General features: G+C 68.1%; 10 protein-coding genes. 1 reads left to right on the forward strand and 9 read right to left on the reverse strand.

Going from position 1 to position 16,124, the window contains the following annotated elements:
* Positions 1 to 10: 10 nt before the first annotated feature.
* The 7 genes from E0H92_RS39315 to E0H92_RS39345 all read right to left on the reverse strand — a co-directional run bounded on the left by E0H92_RS39315 (position 11) and on the right by E0H92_RS39345 (position 12,690).
* Positions 11 to 5,380 (reverse strand): ThuA domain-containing protein, encoded by a 5,370-nt coding sequence (locus E0H92_RS39315; protein WP_131499897.1) that lies wholly within the window; start codon positions 5,378 to 5,380, stop codon positions 11 to 13.
* Positions 5,381 to 5,469: 89 nt separating this feature from the next.
* A complete protein-coding gene (xylA, locus tag E0H92_RS39320) occupies positions 5,470 to 6,630 on the reverse strand; it encodes a xylose isomerase (RefSeq protein WP_131499898.1) in 1,161 nt (386 codons plus the stop codon).
* The gene (locus E0H92_RS39325; protein ID WP_131499899.1) at positions 6,627 to 7,790 is read right to left on the reverse strand and encodes a Gfo/Idh/MocA family protein; all 1,164 of its coding nucleotides are present in this window, start codon (positions 7,788 to 7,790) and stop codon (positions 6,627 to 6,629) included. Before E0H92_RS39325 ends, xylA begins: the two co-directional genes overlap by 4 nt.
* A gap of 18 nt (positions 7,791 to 7,808) precedes the next feature.
* Positions 7,809 to 8,849: a substrate-binding domain-containing protein gene (locus E0H92_RS39330; RefSeq protein WP_131295055.1), complete on the reverse strand. Its 1,041-nt coding sequence runs from the start codon at positions 8,847 to 8,849 to the stop codon at positions 7,809 to 7,811.
* Positions 8,850 to 8,861: 12 nt separating this feature from the next.
* Entirely contained in the window at positions 8,862 to 9,893 is a 1,032-nt protein-coding gene (locus E0H92_RS39335; protein WP_131499900.1) for an ABC transporter permease, read from the reverse strand.
* Positions 9,893 to 11,395: a sugar ABC transporter ATP-binding protein gene (locus E0H92_RS39340; RefSeq protein WP_131499901.1), complete on the reverse strand. Its 1,503-nt coding sequence runs from the start codon at positions 11,393 to 11,395 to the stop codon at positions 9,893 to 9,895. The genes E0H92_RS39335 and E0H92_RS39340 overlap by 1 nt, the downstream gene beginning before the upstream one ends.
* A complete protein-coding gene (locus E0H92_RS39345; RefSeq protein WP_131499902.1) occupies positions 11,392 to 12,690 on the reverse strand; it encodes an ROK family transcriptional regulator in 1,299 nt (432 codons plus the stop codon). Before E0H92_RS39345 ends, E0H92_RS39340 begins: the two co-directional genes overlap by 4 nt.
* A 157-nt stretch (positions 12,691 to 12,847) precedes the next feature.
* Between E0H92_RS39345 and E0H92_RS39350 the strand changes: the two genes are divergently transcribed.
* A complete protein-coding gene (locus E0H92_RS39350; protein WP_131499903.1) occupies positions 12,848 to 14,350 on the forward strand; it encodes a lectin in 1,503 nt (500 codons plus the stop codon).
* Here the strand turns inward: E0H92_RS39350 and E0H92_RS39355 are convergent.
* Both E0H92_RS39355 and E0H92_RS39360 read right to left on the reverse strand, forming a co-directional pair.
* Positions 14,347 to 15,060: a hypothetical protein gene (locus E0H92_RS39355; RefSeq protein WP_131463303.1), complete on the reverse strand. Its 714-nt coding sequence runs from the start codon at positions 15,058 to 15,060 to the stop codon at positions 14,347 to 14,349. The two genes, E0H92_RS39350 and E0H92_RS39355, sit on opposite strands and share 4 nt — an antisense overlap.
* A 263-nt stretch (positions 15,061 to 15,323) precedes the next feature.
* On the reverse strand, positions 15,324 to 16,121 hold the full coding sequence (locus E0H92_RS39360) for a dienelactone hydrolase family protein (RefSeq protein ID WP_131499904.1): 798 nt from the start codon (positions 16,119 to 16,121) through the stop codon (positions 15,324 to 15,326).
* Between the last annotated feature and the right edge of the window lie 3 nt (positions 16,122 to 16,124).

Genomic DNA, 16,124 nt, shown 5'->3' on the forward strand with positions numbered 1-16,124 from the left:
CACGGCGACGTCATCGGCCGAGCCGTGCCTTCAGGTCCTGGCCCACCGCGGTCAGCAAGGTTCGCGCCGGTACGTCGGCGACCGTGCGGGCCGTGGCCAGGTACAGGGTGAGGGCGACGGACGCGGGCACGACCTGGTTACGGGCCGCGGCGCGCTCGGCGGTTCTCAGGTGCGCCTTCAGCACCACGGCAGTTGCCAGCGGAACCTTTCCGGCGATACGGAAGCGGTCGACCAGCTTGACAGCCTCGGCGTACGACGCGACCACCGTGAACGGCACGTTCTTCACCGAGGTGTTCCCGGCCAGATCAGAAGCCGTAACGGTCAACGCGTGCGCCCCGAGCCCGAGCACTGCACCATCGACCGCTCCCGTTGTCGTCTTGCCGTCCAAGGCCATCACCACTGTTCCCGGACCGGAGAGCGCATCCGTTGCAGTTGCCTGCACCGTGGCGGTTGACGCGACTCCGAGAGTCGCCGTCAGTCCGGTGACCGTGGTGGTGGGTGGAGTCTGGTCGATCTTCACGGTGACCGACGAGGGTTCCGACACGTTGCCGGCGGTGTCACTTCCCCGCACCGCCAGCGTGTGCGTTCCGTCGGCGGTCAGGGCGACCGGGGCGGTGTACTCGGACCAGTTGCCGTCGCCAACCTTCTGCTCCAGGTACACCTGACCGGCCTGATCATCGATCCCCATCGCGGTGGCCGTCACCGGTCCCGTCCACCAGCCTGCTTGCCCCGAAGGCGTCGACGGGTTCAGCCCCACGGTGACGGTGGGAGCTGTTGTGTCGGTGACTCGCTTGAAGTAGTCGAACTTCGCGGTCTTCGACGCCGCTTGGTCGACACCGAAGGCGTAGACGCCGAACTTCGCCGAACCCAGCGCGGTGTTCGTCACCGGCGCGAGCGCCGTCCAGGACAACCCGTCGGAGCTGTACGACCCGGTGAACGTCGAACCCGCCTTCGACAGCCGGAGGTACCAGACGCCTTGGGTTGGGCTGGGAGCGTTCGGCTGCGGCGACTGCACCACGTCGGCCAGTTCGCTGCGCAGTTCTATGCCTCGGGTGACCGTGCTGCCTGCGGCGTTGGTGGTCAGGTAGTCGAGTTTCACGTAGTTCGCGTCGTCGGCGTAGACCAGCAGACCAGCCTGCTGGTACGCCTCGTCGAACGTCGACGCGTCCACCTTCGTCTCGATCGTCCAGTCACCGTCCGGCGCCTCCTGAAGCATCAGGTTGCGCGGGTTGGTCGCCGTACCGCCGTAGATGTCACCCTTGCTCGTGTCGATCTCCAGCCCGCCGCCGGTCACCCGGTAGGCGGCTGGATCGGGCCGTACGACGTCCGTCCAGCGGCAGGCGTCGAGCGTCGTACCGTCGAACTCGTCGTCCGGTGCGGGCTGCTCGGCGGTGTCGTCGGGCGTGATCGCGAAGTAGTCGAACGTCGCCGTGATCGGCAACGCCTCGGTCCGGTTCGTGAGACCGAACAGGCCGATGCGTGGATTCGTGATCCCGGCGAGCTGCTTCGTCTCCGGCATCTCGGTGAACGTCGCACCGTCGGCACTGTACGAGGCCTTCAAGTTCGCGCCGTCCGAGGTGAACCGCACCCAGACCGTGTCCGGGTAGGCCGCGCCAAGGTTCGCCGTGTTCGACGCGGCGACCTCGTTCGGCGCGCCGTTCTCCTCGCGGATGAACTGGAAGATCCGGTCAGCGGCGGACGCCGTCGTCGACCGGCCTTGCAGAACCATCTTGGCGTAGTTGTCGTCGTCGCCGTACACGATCAGCCCGGCCTGCTGGTAGGCCAATCGCGCGGGCAGCGTCACCTTGGCGGTCGCCGACCAGGCACCGGCCTGCAGCGGTTGCAGAACGATGTTCGGTGTGCCGGTGTTGCCCGTGCCGTAGATATCCGTTGCCGTCAACGGGATCGACAGCGCACCGTTCGCCACCGACAGTTCTTGGTTGCCGCGGACAACTGCCGACCAGCGGGCGGTGTCGAGCGTCGTGCCGTCGAAACCGTCCGAGCGACCTGTCAGGCAGGTCGGGGCCGACGGCGAGTCGACGGTCACATCAACCTTCGCCACACCTACCGCTCCCCGCGCATCGGTTACCGTCGCCGTCACCGTGTGTTTGCCGGGAGTTGTGAAGGTGTGCGAGGCAGCCGGTCCGGTGGCGGTCGAACCGTCGCCGAAGCTCCACGCGTAGGTGAGTGGCAGGTCGCCCTCGGGGTCAACGGCAGCCGCCGTGAAGTCGACCGCGAGCGGCGCCTTGCCTTGGGTGGCCGAAGCCGTGACCGTGACCGCCGGGCGCTGGTTCTCCGTGACGCCCTTGCCGATGAACTTGACCCAGTTGACGTTCAGCTGCCCGGTCGTCTTCACGAAGTACAACGGGCCGCTGTCGAGCGACGCGCCACTGACCGCGCCGGTGAAGTCGCCGTACGTCTGCCAGCCGCCCGTCGGCGTCACCTGGATGGTGGCTACGACCGGGCCGTCGGTCGGCGAGCCCTGTCGGACCTGCACCGTCGCGCCGGCGTCGGGTGACGCGGCCCGGAGCTGGATCTGGTCGATATTGGTCAGGTTGGTCGGTTTCCAGCCCCACCAGTCGCCGTCCTCGATGAACCCGATGTTCTTCCCACCGCCCGCGGTGTCACCGGTGTCCTCGACCTGTACGCCGGGCGCCGACCCAGGCCCACCGGTTTCGTTGAAGAACTCGGCTTCCCGCAGCTTGGGCTGCAGCTGGACGATCTTCTGCGTGGTGATCCTGCCGGTCCCGGGCGCGCCCTTGTCGGTGTAGGTCACCTTGACGATGCCGAAGATGTTCGCCCCGACGTGCCCCTGGTCTCCGGGCAACGGGAACGTGCCTTCGCAGCCGTGGTACTGCTCGTAGTCGTGCGCGTGCTCGTCATGCCCGAGCGCGGGCTGGGTGACGACGTCGGCGCAATCGACCGTCCCGTCCTCGGGGTCGGTGACGGTGACCTTGTAGCGGATCGTGTCCCCGAACTCGAAGAACCCGCCGTCGACCGGGGCCTCGATCGTGACCGTCGGCGCCGTGTTCCCGGCCGTGATGGTCCGGTTCGAGACCGCCGTCCGGCCGTCCGGATCGGTGACCGTCAGCCGCGCCGTGAAGACACCGGCGGTGGCATACGTGTACGCCGGTTTGGCGTCGGTACTGTCCGTCGTACCGTTGCCGTCGAAGTCCCAGGCCAGGGTCACGGGTTGCCCGTCCGGATCCCGCGACCCGGTCGAGTCGAACGCGACCGTCAACGGCACCGGGCCGGACGTCTTGTCGGTCGCGAACTGCGCGATCGGCGCCCGGTTCCCTTGGACGTAGTCGATCCGGTAGATCCCCGAGTCGGCGTTGTTCCCGCCGAACCCGCTCCCCCACTCGATCACGTACAGCGCGCCGTCCGGCCCGAACTGCAGCGCGTGCGGCCGGACGAAGTTCAGTGTCTGGAACATCCGCGACACGTCGGCGACGCCGCTGCGGTCGTCGTTCAGCTGCACGGAGAACAGCCGGCTGTCGTTCCAGTCCGCCCAGACCGCCTTGCCGTCGAAGTACTGCGGCCACTTCCGGTCCGACGGGCTCGCCGCGTCGTACCGGTACGCCCCACTCGTCATCGGCGCCCCGCTGCCACCGATCTCGGGCGTGCCGGTGGTCGACTTGCCCTGCCACATCGTCGCGGGGATCGCCGCGGGCAGCTGGGTGATACCGGTGTTGTTCGGCGACTCGTTGACCGGCGCGCTGCAGTTGAACGTCGCGCCAGAGGTTCCGGTCGCGAAGTCGTAGTTGTTGTACGGCGTGTTCGCGCCGACGCAGTACGGCCAGCCGTAGAAGCCCGGCTGGGACAGGATGTTCCACTCGACGCGACCGTCCGGCCCCCGCGTCGGCGACACCGCGCCGGCGTCCGGTCCGTAGTCCGCGACGAACAGGTGGTTGGTGGTCGGGTCGATCCCGATCCGGAACGGGTTCCGGAAGCCCATCGCATAGATCTCCGGCCGCGTCTTCGCCGTTCCAGCTGGGAAGAGGTTGCCCGCCGGGACAGTGTAGGTGCCGTCGACCTCTGGGTGGATGCGGAGCACCTTGCCGTTCAGCACATTGCTGTTGGCCGCTGACCGCTGCGCGTCCCACGCGGCGCGGCCGGCCCGCTCGTCGATCGGCGCGTAGCCGTCGGAGTCGAAGGGATTGCTGTTGTCCCCGGTCGCGATGTAAAGGTTGCCGTTGCCATCGAACTCGAGCGCACCGCCCGCGTGACAGCACTGGTCGCGTTGCGTGTCGATCCGCAGCACCTGCTGCTCGCTCGCGAGGTCAAGGGTGTCACCAGTCACCTTGAACCGCGAGACTCGGTCGAACGGCTCCGCGCTCACCGGCGAGTAGTACAGATAGACGAATCCGTTCGACGCGAACCCGGGATCCAGCGCGAGACCGAGGAGCCCGAACTCCTGGCCCGTGTAGACGTTCAGCGTCCCGGCCGTGACGACCGAGCCGTCGGTTTTGACGATCTTCACCGCGCCGTTGCGGTCGATGTAGAACACCCGGCCGTCGTCCGCGACCGACAACTCCATCGGGTTCGACGTGTCGTCGTCCAGCGTGACCTTCTCGTAGCTGTCACTCAGCGACGCGCCGCAGTCCGCCGGCTGCACACCGGCCGCGGTCCTGATGCCCCCGAGCAGCTGCTTGCGGAACGTCGGATCGGCGTACGACTCGATCGTGTGGCCCATACCCGTGTACCAGGCGCGGCCGCCGTCGTAGTCCTGGCACCACGTGATCGGGTGCTCGGGGCCCATGTTTCCACCGCTGTACGACGACTCGTCGAGCGACGCGAGGACGTGGACGGTGCCGCGCGGATTGGTCCGGTAGTTGTACCACTCGTCCGTGCGCTGCCACAGCGTCGGCGCATCGACCGTCGACGGGTGCGCGTGGTCCTCCACCTTCACCGTCGCGGTCGGCGTACCGGCGGGGTGGCTGTCGAAGTAGCTGCCGACGAGCTGCCCGTACCAGGGCCAGTCGTACTCCGTGTCGGACGCCGCGTGGATACCGGCGTACCCGCCGCCGCCCCGGATGTACCGCTCGAACGCGGCCTGCTGGTCCGCGTTCAGCACGTCACCGGTCGTGGACAGCCAGATGACGACCTCGTACTTCGCCAGCTCGGTGTCGTTGAACATCGTGGCGTCCTCGGTCGCGGTGACCGTGAAGCCGTTCTCGGTCGCCAGGTCCTTGATCGCCTGGATGCCGGCCGGGATCGAGTCGTGCCGGAAACCGGCGGTCTTGCTGAAGATCAGGGCGTTGAAGGTCTCGTCACCGTGCCCGGGATGGGCCCGGGCCGGTAAGGCGGTCAGTAGTGCCGCGAACAGGGCGAGCACGAGAGCGCACACCAAGGCGCCGTGCCTGCGTAGCTGGATCATGCGGAGCTCCTCATGGGTCGGACAAGGACGCGCGCTCCATCAACTACAAATCCCGTGCTCTGCCCTGCGCGGGAGTACTACCGGCTAACTCAACGGACGCCGAGCAAGTGCTCCATCGCCAGCTGGTCCAGCCGTTCGAACCCGAGACCGCGCTCGGCCAGCGCGTCCGGGTCGTAGGTCGCGTTGCGGAGATCGTCGAGTGATTCACCCTCGGCCAGGGTGGTCTCGGACAGCTCCGCGACGCGTGCGGCGGCGAGTGCCTCCGCGACCTCGGGGTCGGCGCGGAACGCCTGCACCTTGTCGCGCAGGATCAGGTAGTTCCGCATGCAGCCGCGCGCGGTCTCCCAGACGCCTTCCTCGTCCTCGGTCCGCGGCGGCTTGTAGTCGAAGTGGATGTAGCCCTCGTACGCCGGGTAGCTCCCGGCTCCCTGCAGTACGTCGACCGTCCAGAAGGCCTCGCGCAGGTTCCCGGCCCCGAACCGCAGGTCCTGGTCGAACCGCGGACCGTGCTGCCCATTGAGGTCGATGTGGTACAGCTTCCCGTGCCACAGCGCCTGCGCGATCCCGTGCGCGTAGTTCAGCGACGCCATCTGCTCGTGCCCGACCTCGGGGTTGATACCGACCAGCTCGGGGTCGGCGAGGTCGTTGATGAAGGCGATCGCGTGCCCGATCGACGGCAGCAGGATGTCGCCGCGCGGCTCGTTCGGCTTCGGCTCGATCGCGAACCGGATGTCGTAGCCCTGCTCGCGCACGTACGCGCACAGCAGGTCCATCGACTCCTTGTAGCGGTCGAGCGCGGCCCGCACGTCCTTCGAGCCGCCGGACTCCGCACCTTCACGACCGCCCCACAGCACATACGTCGTCGCGCCCAGCTCGGCCGCGAGGTCGACGTTACGCAGGACCTTCGACAGCGCGTACCGCCGTACCTGCCGGTCGTTGGCGGTCAGACCGCCGTCCTTGAAGACCGGGTGCGCGAACAGGTTCGTGGTCATCATCTCGACGACCATGCCGGTGTCGGCGAGCGACTTGGTGAAGCGTTCGAGCGTCTGCGCCCGGGTGCCGTCGTCCGGGACGACGTCGTCGTCGTGGAACGTGACCGCCGCGGCACCCAGTTCGGCGAGCTTCTCGACCGCGTGCACCGGGTCCATCGCCGGGCGGACCGCCGTACCGAACACGTCGACGCCCTGCCAGCCGACGGTCCACAGACCGAAGGAGAACTTGTCGTCCTTGGTCGGGGTGTAACTAGTCATTCCGGAATCTCCTGCCATTGTCGGGATGCCGAGCTGGTCTCGACCGCGGCCAGCACCCGCTGGACGCGCAGCCCGTCGGCGAACGACGGTTCCGGATCGGCGCCTTCGGCGATCGCGGTGACCAGGTCGACGACCTGATGGGTGAACCCGTGCTCGTAACCGAGCAGATGTCCCGGCGGCCACCAGGCGGCGACGTACGGGTGGTCGGGTTCGGTGGCGAGGATGCGGCGGAAACCCGCCGTCCTCGAGTCCTCGGTGGCGTCGTAGTAGTGCAGGAGATTCATGTCCTCGAAGTCGAACGCCAGACTGCCGAGGCTTCCGTTGATCTCGATCCTGATGGCATTCTTCCGCCCGGTCGCGAATCTCGTGGCCTCGAAGACTCCGAGTGCGCCGGAACGGAACTGCGCCAGGAACACCGCCGCGTCGTCGACGGTGACCGGTCCTCGTTGCGCACCCGCGGTACCCGACAGACCCGAGTGCTCCGCGGCGACCGGACGCTCCTTGACGAACGTCTCCAGCCGCGCGCTGACCTCGCCGATCGTGTCACCGGTGATGAACTGCGTCATGTCGACGATGTGCGCGCCGATGTCACCGAGCGCGCCCGATCCGGCCTTCTCCTTGTCCAGCCGCCACGACAGCGGCGCCTCCGGATCGGCGATCCAATCCTGCAGGTACTGCGCGCGGACGTGCCGGATCGTACCGAGCTTGCCGTCGGCAACGAGCTGGCGGGCGAGCGCGATCGCCGGCACCCGGCGGTAGGTGAACCCGACCATCGACCTGATCCCCTGGGCCCTGGCCTTCTCGGCGGCCGCGGTCATCGCCTCGGCCTCCTCGACGGTGTTGGCCAGCGGCTTCTCGCACAGGACGTGCTTGCCGGCCTCCAGGGCTGCGATCGCGATCTCGGCGTGACTGTCGCCCGGCGTGCACACGTCGACCAGCTGGACGTCGTCGCGCGCGATCAGCTTGCGCCAATCGGTCTCCGTCTCCTTCCAGCCGAGCTTCGTCGCCGCCGCTTGGACAGCCTCGGCGTTGCGACCGCCCAGCACGTTCATCCGCGGGTCCAGCGGCAGGTCGAAGAAGCGCGGCGCGCTCCGCCAGGCCTGCGAATGGGCCGCTCCCATGAACGCGTAGCCGATCAGGCCGATGCCCAGGTTCGTCATGACTCTCCCTCTACTAGCTCAGCTCTCGAATGCGGTGGGCAGGTACTGGTCCACGTTGTCCTTGGTGACCACCGGCGCGTACAGCTGGACGGTGCGCGGCACCTCGACCTCCACCAGGTCGCCGAGGGCCTTCTTCTGCACCAGCAGCCGCGCCAGCCGGACGCCGTCGGCGCCCTGCGTGGACGGGTAGATGACGGTGGCCTTGAGCAACGAGCTGCCGGACTTGATGTCCCGCATCACGTTCGCCGAACCGGCCCCGCCGACCACGAAGAACTCCTTGCGGCCGGAGTTCTTGATCGCGGCCATCACGCCGACGCCCTGGTCGTCGTCGTGGTTCCAGATCGCGTCGATCTTCGGCGCTGCCTGCAGCAGGTTCGCCGCGGCCTTCTCACCGGATTCCACGGTGAATTCGGCGGCCACCCGGTTGCTGACCTTCAGGCCGCAGTCGGCGAGCGCCTCCTTGAAGCCCTTGCTGCGGTCCTGAGTCAACGGCAGCGAGTCGATCCCGGCGATCTCCGCGACCACCGCGTCCTTCTTGTCCTTCAGCTGCTGGCAGACGTACGTGCCGGCCGACACGCCCATCCCGTGGTTGTCGCCGAGGATCGTCGTACGGGCCGCGAACGGGCTGTCGAACTCGCGGTCCACGTTCACGACCGTGATCCCGGCCTCCATCGCCTTCGTCGCGACCGGGGTGAGCGCGGCCCCGTCGAACGGCAGCAGGACGATCGCGTCGACCTTCTGGTTGATGAACGTCTCGACCTGGCTGATCTGCAGGTTCACGTCGTTGGTGCCTTCGGCGACGACCAGCTCGACGTCGGAGTACTTCTTCGCCTCGGCCTGGGTGGCCTTGGTGATCGCTCCCATCCAGCCGTGGTCGGCGGCAGGCGCGGAGAAGCCGATCTTGACCTTCTTGCCGGGCTCGTCGTTCTTCACGGCCGCCTGCTCGGCGGGCTTGTTGCCGCTGTCCTCCTCGGCCTTCGGGGTGTTGCTCGTGCAGGCGGCCAGTGCGACCACGCTGAGGCCCGCGATCACCAGGGTGCGGGCGGAACTTCGGGACATCTTTGTCCTCCTCTAGGTGCCGGTGGTACGACGCGCCAGCCGTTGCTGGAGGAGGACGGCGACCACGATGATCGCGCCCTTCGCCACCGACTGGGCGGAGATGCTCAGGTTGTTCAGGGTGAAGACGTTGTTCAACGTCGTGAAGATCAGTACGCCGAACACGGTGCCGACGATCGTGCCGCGGCCACCGGACAGCAGCGTGCCGCCGATCACCACCGCCGCGATCGCATCGAGTTCGTACAACTGACCGTGGGTCGAGCTCCCCGTGGTCGTCCGCGCCATCAGCATCACCGCGGCGATCCCGCAGCACAGCCCGGCCAGGACGTACAGCGCCACGGTGTGACGCTGAACCTTGATCCCCGCCAGGCGAGCGGCTTCGGCGTTCCCGCCGACGGCGAAGGTCCGGCGGCCGAACGTGGTCCGGTTCAGCAGCACCCAGCCGGCCGCGGCGACCAGCAGGAAGATCCAGACCAGCACCGGTACGCCGATCAGCGAGCCGCCGAAGAAGTCTTCGAACGAGCCGACCGTGATGATCTGGGTCTTCCGGTCGGAGATGATCTCGGCCAGGCCGCGCGCCGAGGCCAGCATCGCCAGCGTCGCGACGAACGGCACGATCTTGCCGTAGGCAACCAGCAGGCCGTTGACCAGACCGCACGCGGCGCCGACCGCGAGCGCCGTACTGACCATGAAGATCCAGTGGTAGTCGGCGGCCAGCTGCTGGGTCGCCAGCGTGGTCGCCCAGACCGACGCCAGCGCGACCATCGCGCCGACGCTCAGGTCGATCCCGCCGCCGGTGATGACGAACGTCATCCCGACGCTGACCACCCCGATGACCGCGGCCAGCCGCAGGATCGTCAGCACGTTCGCACCGGTCGCGAACGTGTCACCCGCGGTGGCGACGCCGACGATGCACAGCAGCACCAGGGCGACCACGAGGCCCAGGTTGCGGCCGAAGCCCGACCTCAGCAGGTCGGTCGACGACCGTGGCCTCGCCGGCTGGGTGACTGTGTCTTGTTTAGACGATGTCGTGATGTCCTCACTCATCACCTCGCACTTCCCTCCATCACCAGGTCCAGGACCTGGTGCTCGTCGATCTCTTGCGCGGGCCCCGTGTGGACGGCTCGCCCCTCCCGCAGTACGACGACTCGGTCGGACAGACCGAGCACTTCCTCGACCTCGCTGGAGACCAGCACGATCGCGACCCCGTTCGACGCCAGCTGCCTGATCAGCGCGTAGATCTCCGACCGCGCACCGACGTCGACTCCCCTGGTCGGCTCGTCGAGCAGCAGCACCCGGCAGTCCCGCAGCAACCAGCGCGCGAGCACCACCTTCTGCTGATTACCTCCTGACAGGTTGCGCACGGGGTGATCCACGCCCGCTGGGCGGACGTCGAGCGCCTGCGCCAACTTCGTGGCCGCGTCCCGCTCGGCCCGGTTGTTCAGGAATCCGCTGCTCGCGAACCGTCCCAGCGTCGACACCGTGATGTTTTTGAACACCGCCTCGTCGAGCAGCAGCGCCTGGCTCTTCCGTTCCTCCGGTGCGAGCCCGACACCGGCCTTCACCGCGGCCTGCACCCGTCCGGGACGCAGTACGGCACCGTCGACGCGGACGAATCCGGTCGCCGCGCGTCGCGCGCCGTACACGGTCTCCAGTACTTCGGAACGCCCGGAGCCGACCAGTCCGGCCAGTCCGAGGATCTCGCCGGCGCGCACCTCGAACCCGATCCCGGCGAACTCACCGGGCCGGCTCAGATCCACGACCTCGAGGACGACCGGCGCGGCGGCCGGGACGTCGGTGCGGGGCGGGAACACGTACTCGATCGAGCGCCCCGTCATCAGCTGGATGAGTTCCTTGGTTGGTGTCTGGCGGGCGTCGAGGCCGGTCGCCACCGTCGCGCCGTCCTTCAGTACCGTGACCCGGTCGCCGATCTCGCGGATCTCCTCGAGCCGGTGCGAGATGTAGACCACCGCGACCCCGCGGTCGGTCAGGCCGCGGATCACCCGGAACAGGTTCGACACCTCCTCCGGATCGAGCACCGCGGACGGCTCGTCCATCACGATCAGGCGGGCGTCGCGGGACAACGCGCGGGCCATGCTGACCACCTGCTGACCAGCGGCCGGCAGCGAACCGACTGTCCGGTGCGTGGGGATCTCGGCGTGTCCGAGGCCCTGCAGGATCGCGCGTGCCTTCGTGTTCGCCTCGTGAGTCCGGCTGAAGCCGTAGCGGGACGGTTCGTGACCGAGAAAGATGTTCTCGGCAACGGTCAGATCCGGGACCAGGTCGAGCTCCTGGTAGATCGCCGCGATCCCGCGCTGGATCGCCGCGGTCGGACTGTTCAGCTGCACCGGTTCGTCGTTGATCCGGATCATGCCCGCGTCCGGCTGGTGCGCGCCGGTCAGCACCCGGATCAGCGTGGACTTCCCCGCACCGTTCTGCCCGAGCAGGCAGTGCACCTCACCGGCCCGTACGTCGAGATCCACACCGTCGAGCGCCCGTACGCCGGGGAACTCCTTGACGATGCCCATCATGGTCAGCAGATCCGTCATGACGCGGCCCCGATCCGCGTCGGGTCGACGAAGACCTGATCGAGCGAGATCTGCGCGCCGCCGCGGACGGCCGCCGCGAAACCGAGTTCCGACCGGACGACCTTGCAGCCGCCGCCGTCCGGTGCGATCACCCGGTCCTGGATCGCCTTCTCCAGCGGTTCTTTCAGCCACGGCCCGAGGACGGCGAAGTAGCCGCCCAGTACGAGCACGTCCGGGTTCAGGATGTTCACCAGGATCGCTCCCCCAATCCCCAGCCAAGTGCCGACGTCCTTCAACGCGGACAGCGTCCGCGCGTCCCCCGCTTCGGCCCGCCGGGTGATCCCGGCCAGCCGTTGCTCCACGTCCAGCGACGGGTCCCGCACCGGATCGTCCCTGTCCGTTGCCTTGTGCAACAGTGCGGTCAGCCCGACGACCGTCTCCCAGCATCCGGTCCGCCCACACCCGCAGGTCCGCCCGGGCGGGGCGACCGGCATGTGCCCGACCTCACCGCTGTACCCGGCGCCCCCGTGCAGCAGGTGCCCGTTGGACACAATCCCCCCACCCACACCAACCGCCCCGGTCAACAAGACAAGATCGTGCGGAGCACCCCCGCGCTCTCCGGCCCCGCGCTCTCCGGCCCAGCCGTCTTCCGCTCGCTGCAGCTCGGCGTACGCGGCGAGCGCCGCGAGGTTCGCCTCGTTCTCGACGTGCAGCGGGTAACCGGCGTCGCCGAGCCGAGAGCGCATCTCCTGAGCTACGGAGACCTCGCCCCACCCCAGGTTCGGCGCAAGCTTCAGCTCCCCCGTCTCCCCTTGCACCAGCCCAGGCACAGCAAGCGTGACGCCGGCCAACTGCCCGCTCCGAGCCTCGACGGCATCGACGGCCTCCCGGACCAGTTCCGCGAGCCGGTCAAGCGTCGTACCGGGTTCAAGATGCGCGACATCGACCGGGACCCGCTTCTCGAGCACCACACCACCGGCCAGGTCGAGCGCCGCAACCGCGAGGTAGTCGACGTTGATCTCCGCGCCGACCCCGCAAACACCGGTGCCGTCCAGCTCGACGAGCTGCCCCGGCCGACCTAGCGCGCGGCTCGAGTCAGCCAGTCCCTCGCGGAGCAGGCCACGGTCGACGAGTTCGGCGACCAGGCTGCTGACGGTCGCCTTGTTCAGGCCGGTCTCGTCCGCGATCCGGGCCCTGGACCGGGGGCCCAGGTCGCGGACGTGCCGCAGTACGACCGAGAGGTTGTTGCGCCGCAGCGACACGTGATCGGCGGCAACGCCCCGGCTCCCCGGGCGACGGCCGTCCGTCAGCGTCATCTGGGCACCCCCCTCCAGATTTTGTCTGTTGACCCAACAAACTAAGTTCACGCCGCGAGGTCGTCAAGAGTTCCGCAACAGTCAAGTTCTTGCGAGAGTTTGTCGACGTTTGTACGCTCGCCACACGCTCTCCTGCCCGCCCCCACCAGGAGCACCCATGAAGCTCACGCGCCGTACCCTCCTCGCCACCACCGCCGCGGCCGCTCTGGCCGGCAGGTCCCAGTTCGCCTCCGCCGCCAGTCCCCCGGGCGACGTCGTCGGGAAGGTCACCGTCGGCTACCAGGGCTGGTTCGCCTGCGCCGGCGACGGCGCACCGATCAACGGGTGGTGGCACTGGAGCCAGAACTGGGGCCAGCCGCCGTCGCCGACGAACACCGCGATCGTCAGCTGGCCAGACGTCCGGGACTTCACGTCGACGTACCAGACGGCGTACGCGAACCTCGGGAACGGGCAGGCGGCCCGGCTGTTCTCGTCGTACGACCAGCAGACGGTGAACACGCACTTCCAGTGGATGCAGCAGAACGGCTGCGACACGGCGGCGCTGCAGCGGTTCAACCCGACCGGCGGCGAAGGACCGACGCGGGACGCGATGGCCGCGAAAGTGCGGCAGGCCGCGGAGCAGTACGGGCGAAAGTTCTACATCATGTACGACGCGACCGCCTGGACGTCGATGCAGTCGGAGATGAAGGCGGACTGGACGTCGAAGATGAGCGCGTATACGACGTCACCGGCGTACGCGCGACAGAACGGGAAGCCCGTCGTCTGCATCTGGGGGTTCGGGTTCAACGAGCCCAACAAGGCATGGCCGGCCGACGTGTGCCTGGACGTCGTGAACTGGTTCAAGGGACAGGGCTGCTACGTGATCGGCGGCGTACCGACGCACTGGCGGCCGGGCAACGAGGACTCGCGGCCCGGGTACCTGGACGTGTACCACGCGTTCAACATGCTGTCGCCGTGGATGGTCGGGCGGATCAGCGACATCGCGGGCGCCGATCACTACTACAACAACGTGAATCAGCAGGACCAGGCGGACTGCAACGCCCATGGGATCGACTACCAGCCGTGCGTGATCCCCGGCGACCTGCAGTCCGGGCACCGGCGGCACGGCGACCTGATGTGGCGCCAGTTCTACAACCTCACCCGCGTCGGCGTGCAGGGGCTGTACATCTCGATGTTCGACGAGTTCAACGAGGGCAACCAGATCGCCAAGACCGCCGAGACGTCCGCCTGGATCCCCGCGAGCTCAGGCATCCGCGCCCTCGACGAGGACGGCACAGCATGCTCGTCCGACTATTATTTGAGGTTGACCAACGACGGCGGCCGCATGTTCAAAGGCCAGGCCCCGTTGACACCGACGCGGCCGACCGTACCCATGCCTGTGCAAGGTCCTGCCGGAGTGATCTTCTACGAGCACGTCGACTACGACGGCGTAGCCGGCGCGACGCTCCCCAAGGGCAGCTACACCCGCGCGCAACTACAGGCAGCCGGCGTGCAGGACAACTGGGCGTCCTCGGTGAAGATCCCGTCAGGCTGGACGGTCACGATCTACGCCGAGGACAACTTCAGCGGGCAGTCCTGGGTGCGTACGGCGGACACACCGAACTTCGTCGCGCTGTCGCCGCACGCGAACGATCACCTGACGTCCTGCCGGATCTCCTAGAAGAGCTCCATGCTGTCGGCGGTGGCGGTGATGACCGGGTTGTCGAAGTAGAGACGGCAGGCGATCGCGTGGCCGGCGCAGGTGAGGAGGGACGGGCCGGCGGCGTCGACGACGCGGTACCCGACCGGGTGGACGCAGCGTTCCACCTCGCCCACGTTCTCCCGGCCGCAACCGAGAACGTGGCAGGTGACCGTGTCACCGACGTTCATCAGCGTCAGGCCGTGCTCAGGACAGACACCCCAGCCGACGCCGCACGCCTGTCCCTCGTTCGCGGCCAGCCGGACGAGTTTGCCGGCGGTGACCTCCAGCTTGCTCGCCAGGTCGCGGAAGGTGGTCGCGGCCTGGTCGAGGTCGCGCCGGAAGCGCCGCAGCTCGACGGACTCGGGCATGTTCTGCGTCGCGGCGTGCAGATCCTCGGCCAGCGTCATCGCCGCGACCGCGATCTCGTCGACCCGGACGGGCGTGTTGAACTGGCGCAGCGTCGTACCGCTCTGCTGCCGTGGCCGGTCGCGCACCTCGGACAGCCAGTCCGAACGCGGTACGACGTCCTGCGGCTGGTCCAGGCGGATCTCACCGACCTGCTGCTCCGCGTGCCACTCCGATGGTGGTTCAAGGTCAGTGGTCGGTTGCGGAGCGTGACCATTGGCTCCGTTGGCCGGTCCGGTCCCGTTCATCGGGATCCGGCTTTCCTGCGCTGTCCGCCCGTTCATACAGCCTCACTCGTCCAGTGCATGACACCCGCCATTGCGCGTCCCCTGTAGTGCCTCTGGTGGCTGATCGTGCCATGTCTGCGGTACCCACGACCAGAGGAACAACAACGGCGTCACCCACCGCTCCCCCGCACTTGCGGACCGCAACGATCAACCCCCAGGCAGTGCCAGAATTCCCCATCCCAGGGGCACCAAATCACACCGTGCGGGTTACCCAACGTGGTTTTGACATTTCCCCACGGACCGTCGCCGGGCCGTTGCTGTCAGGTGCTCCTCGTGAGGTGGCCGCGGAGGAATTCAACGGTCCGTGTCCGGGCGCGGTACGCCGAGTTCGGAGGGTCCTCACGCAGGTCCCGGGTGAGCACCGAATGCGCGCGCCGCCCGTACCCGTCCGGGTTGCCCGGCGCCGAGTCCAGCTCGATCACCTCGAACGCGTCACCCAGCTGTGCACGGAGCGTGACGAACCGCTCAGCCGGCGCCATCCGGTCCTTGCTGAACCGCATCCCAAGGACGCAGAGGCCGTCGGTCTGCGTGCGTTCCTTGACCGCCTCGAGCTCCTTTTGCGACAGTCCAGGATCACGCCGCAGCTTCGCGCTCACCGCGAACGGCGTCGACGGCTGGCTCAGCACCGGCGCCTTCACCACGTCCTCGACCGCGGTCGCGAGCGCGAACCCTCCGGTGAAGCACATCCCGATCACACCGACCCCGCGCCCCGGCGTGCGCGCGGCCAGATCAGTCGCGACGGCTCGCAAGTACTTCGTGATCGGGCGCTCGGCGTTCGCCGCGAAACACCGGAACTCCTTCGAGACACACAGTCGCGCGATCACGCCCAGCGCGTACCCGGTGGTCTCCGGGCGTCCCGGCGTACCGAACGGCGACGGGATCACGACCGTGAACCCCTCGCTCACCAGATGCTCCCCGAAGGCGGCCACCTCGGGCGTGAGCCCAGGGATCTCCGGGATCAGCACAACACCGGGCCCTTCGCCCTTCTCGAAGCAGTCATAGGTCAGGCCGCCGCCCGTGAACGGCGCCCTCCGCCAGGAACCGAGGTCCGCATGCATAGG

It is taken from the genome of Kribbella speibonae (assembly GCF_004331375.1).
Classification (GTDB): domain Bacteria; phylum Actinomycetota; class Actinomycetes; order Propionibacteriales; family Kribbellaceae; genus Kribbella; species Kribbella sindirgiensis.

What these genes read in the sequence shown, in the direction of transcription:
- E0H92_RS39315 (WP_131499897.1), bottom strand. Translation starts at nt 5,380, where the DNA reads ATGATCCAGCTACGCAGGCACGGCGCCTTGGTGTGCGCTCTCGTGCTC.
- xylA (WP_131499898.1), bottom strand. Translation starts at nt 6,630, where the DNA reads ATGACTAGTTACACCCCGACCAAGGACGACAAGTTCTCCTTCGGTCTG.
- E0H92_RS39325 (WP_131499899.1), bottom strand. Translation starts at nt 7,790, where the DNA reads ATGACGAACCTGGGCATCGGCCTGATCGGCTACGCGTTCATGGGAGCG.
- E0H92_RS39330 (WP_131295055.1), bottom strand. Translation starts at nt 8,849, where the DNA reads ATGTCCCGAAGTTCCGCCCGCACCCTGGTGATCGCGGGCCTCAGCGTG.
- E0H92_RS39335 (WP_131499900.1), bottom strand. Translation starts at nt 9,893, where the DNA reads ATGAGTGAGGACATCACGACATCGTCTAAACAAGACACAGTCACCCAG.
- E0H92_RS39340 (WP_131499901.1), bottom strand. Translation starts at nt 11,395, where the DNA reads ATGACGGATCTGCTGACCATGATGGGCATCGTCAAGGAGTTCCCCGGC.
- E0H92_RS39345 (WP_131499902.1), bottom strand. Translation starts at nt 12,690, where the DNA reads ATGACGCTGACGGACGGCCGTCGCCCGGGGAGCCGGGGCGTTGCCGCC.
- E0H92_RS39350 (WP_131499903.1), top strand. Translation starts at nt 12,848, where the DNA reads ATGAAGCTCACGCGCCGTACCCTCCTCGCCACCACCGCCGCGGCCGCT.
- E0H92_RS39355 (WP_131463303.1), bottom strand. Translation starts at nt 15,060, where the DNA reads ATGAACGGGCGGACAGCGCAGGAAAGCCGGATCCCGATGAACGGGACC.
- E0H92_RS39360 (WP_131499904.1), bottom strand. Translation starts at nt 16,121, where the DNA reads ATGCATGCGGACCTCGGTTCCTGGCGGAGGGCGCCGTTCACGGGCGGC.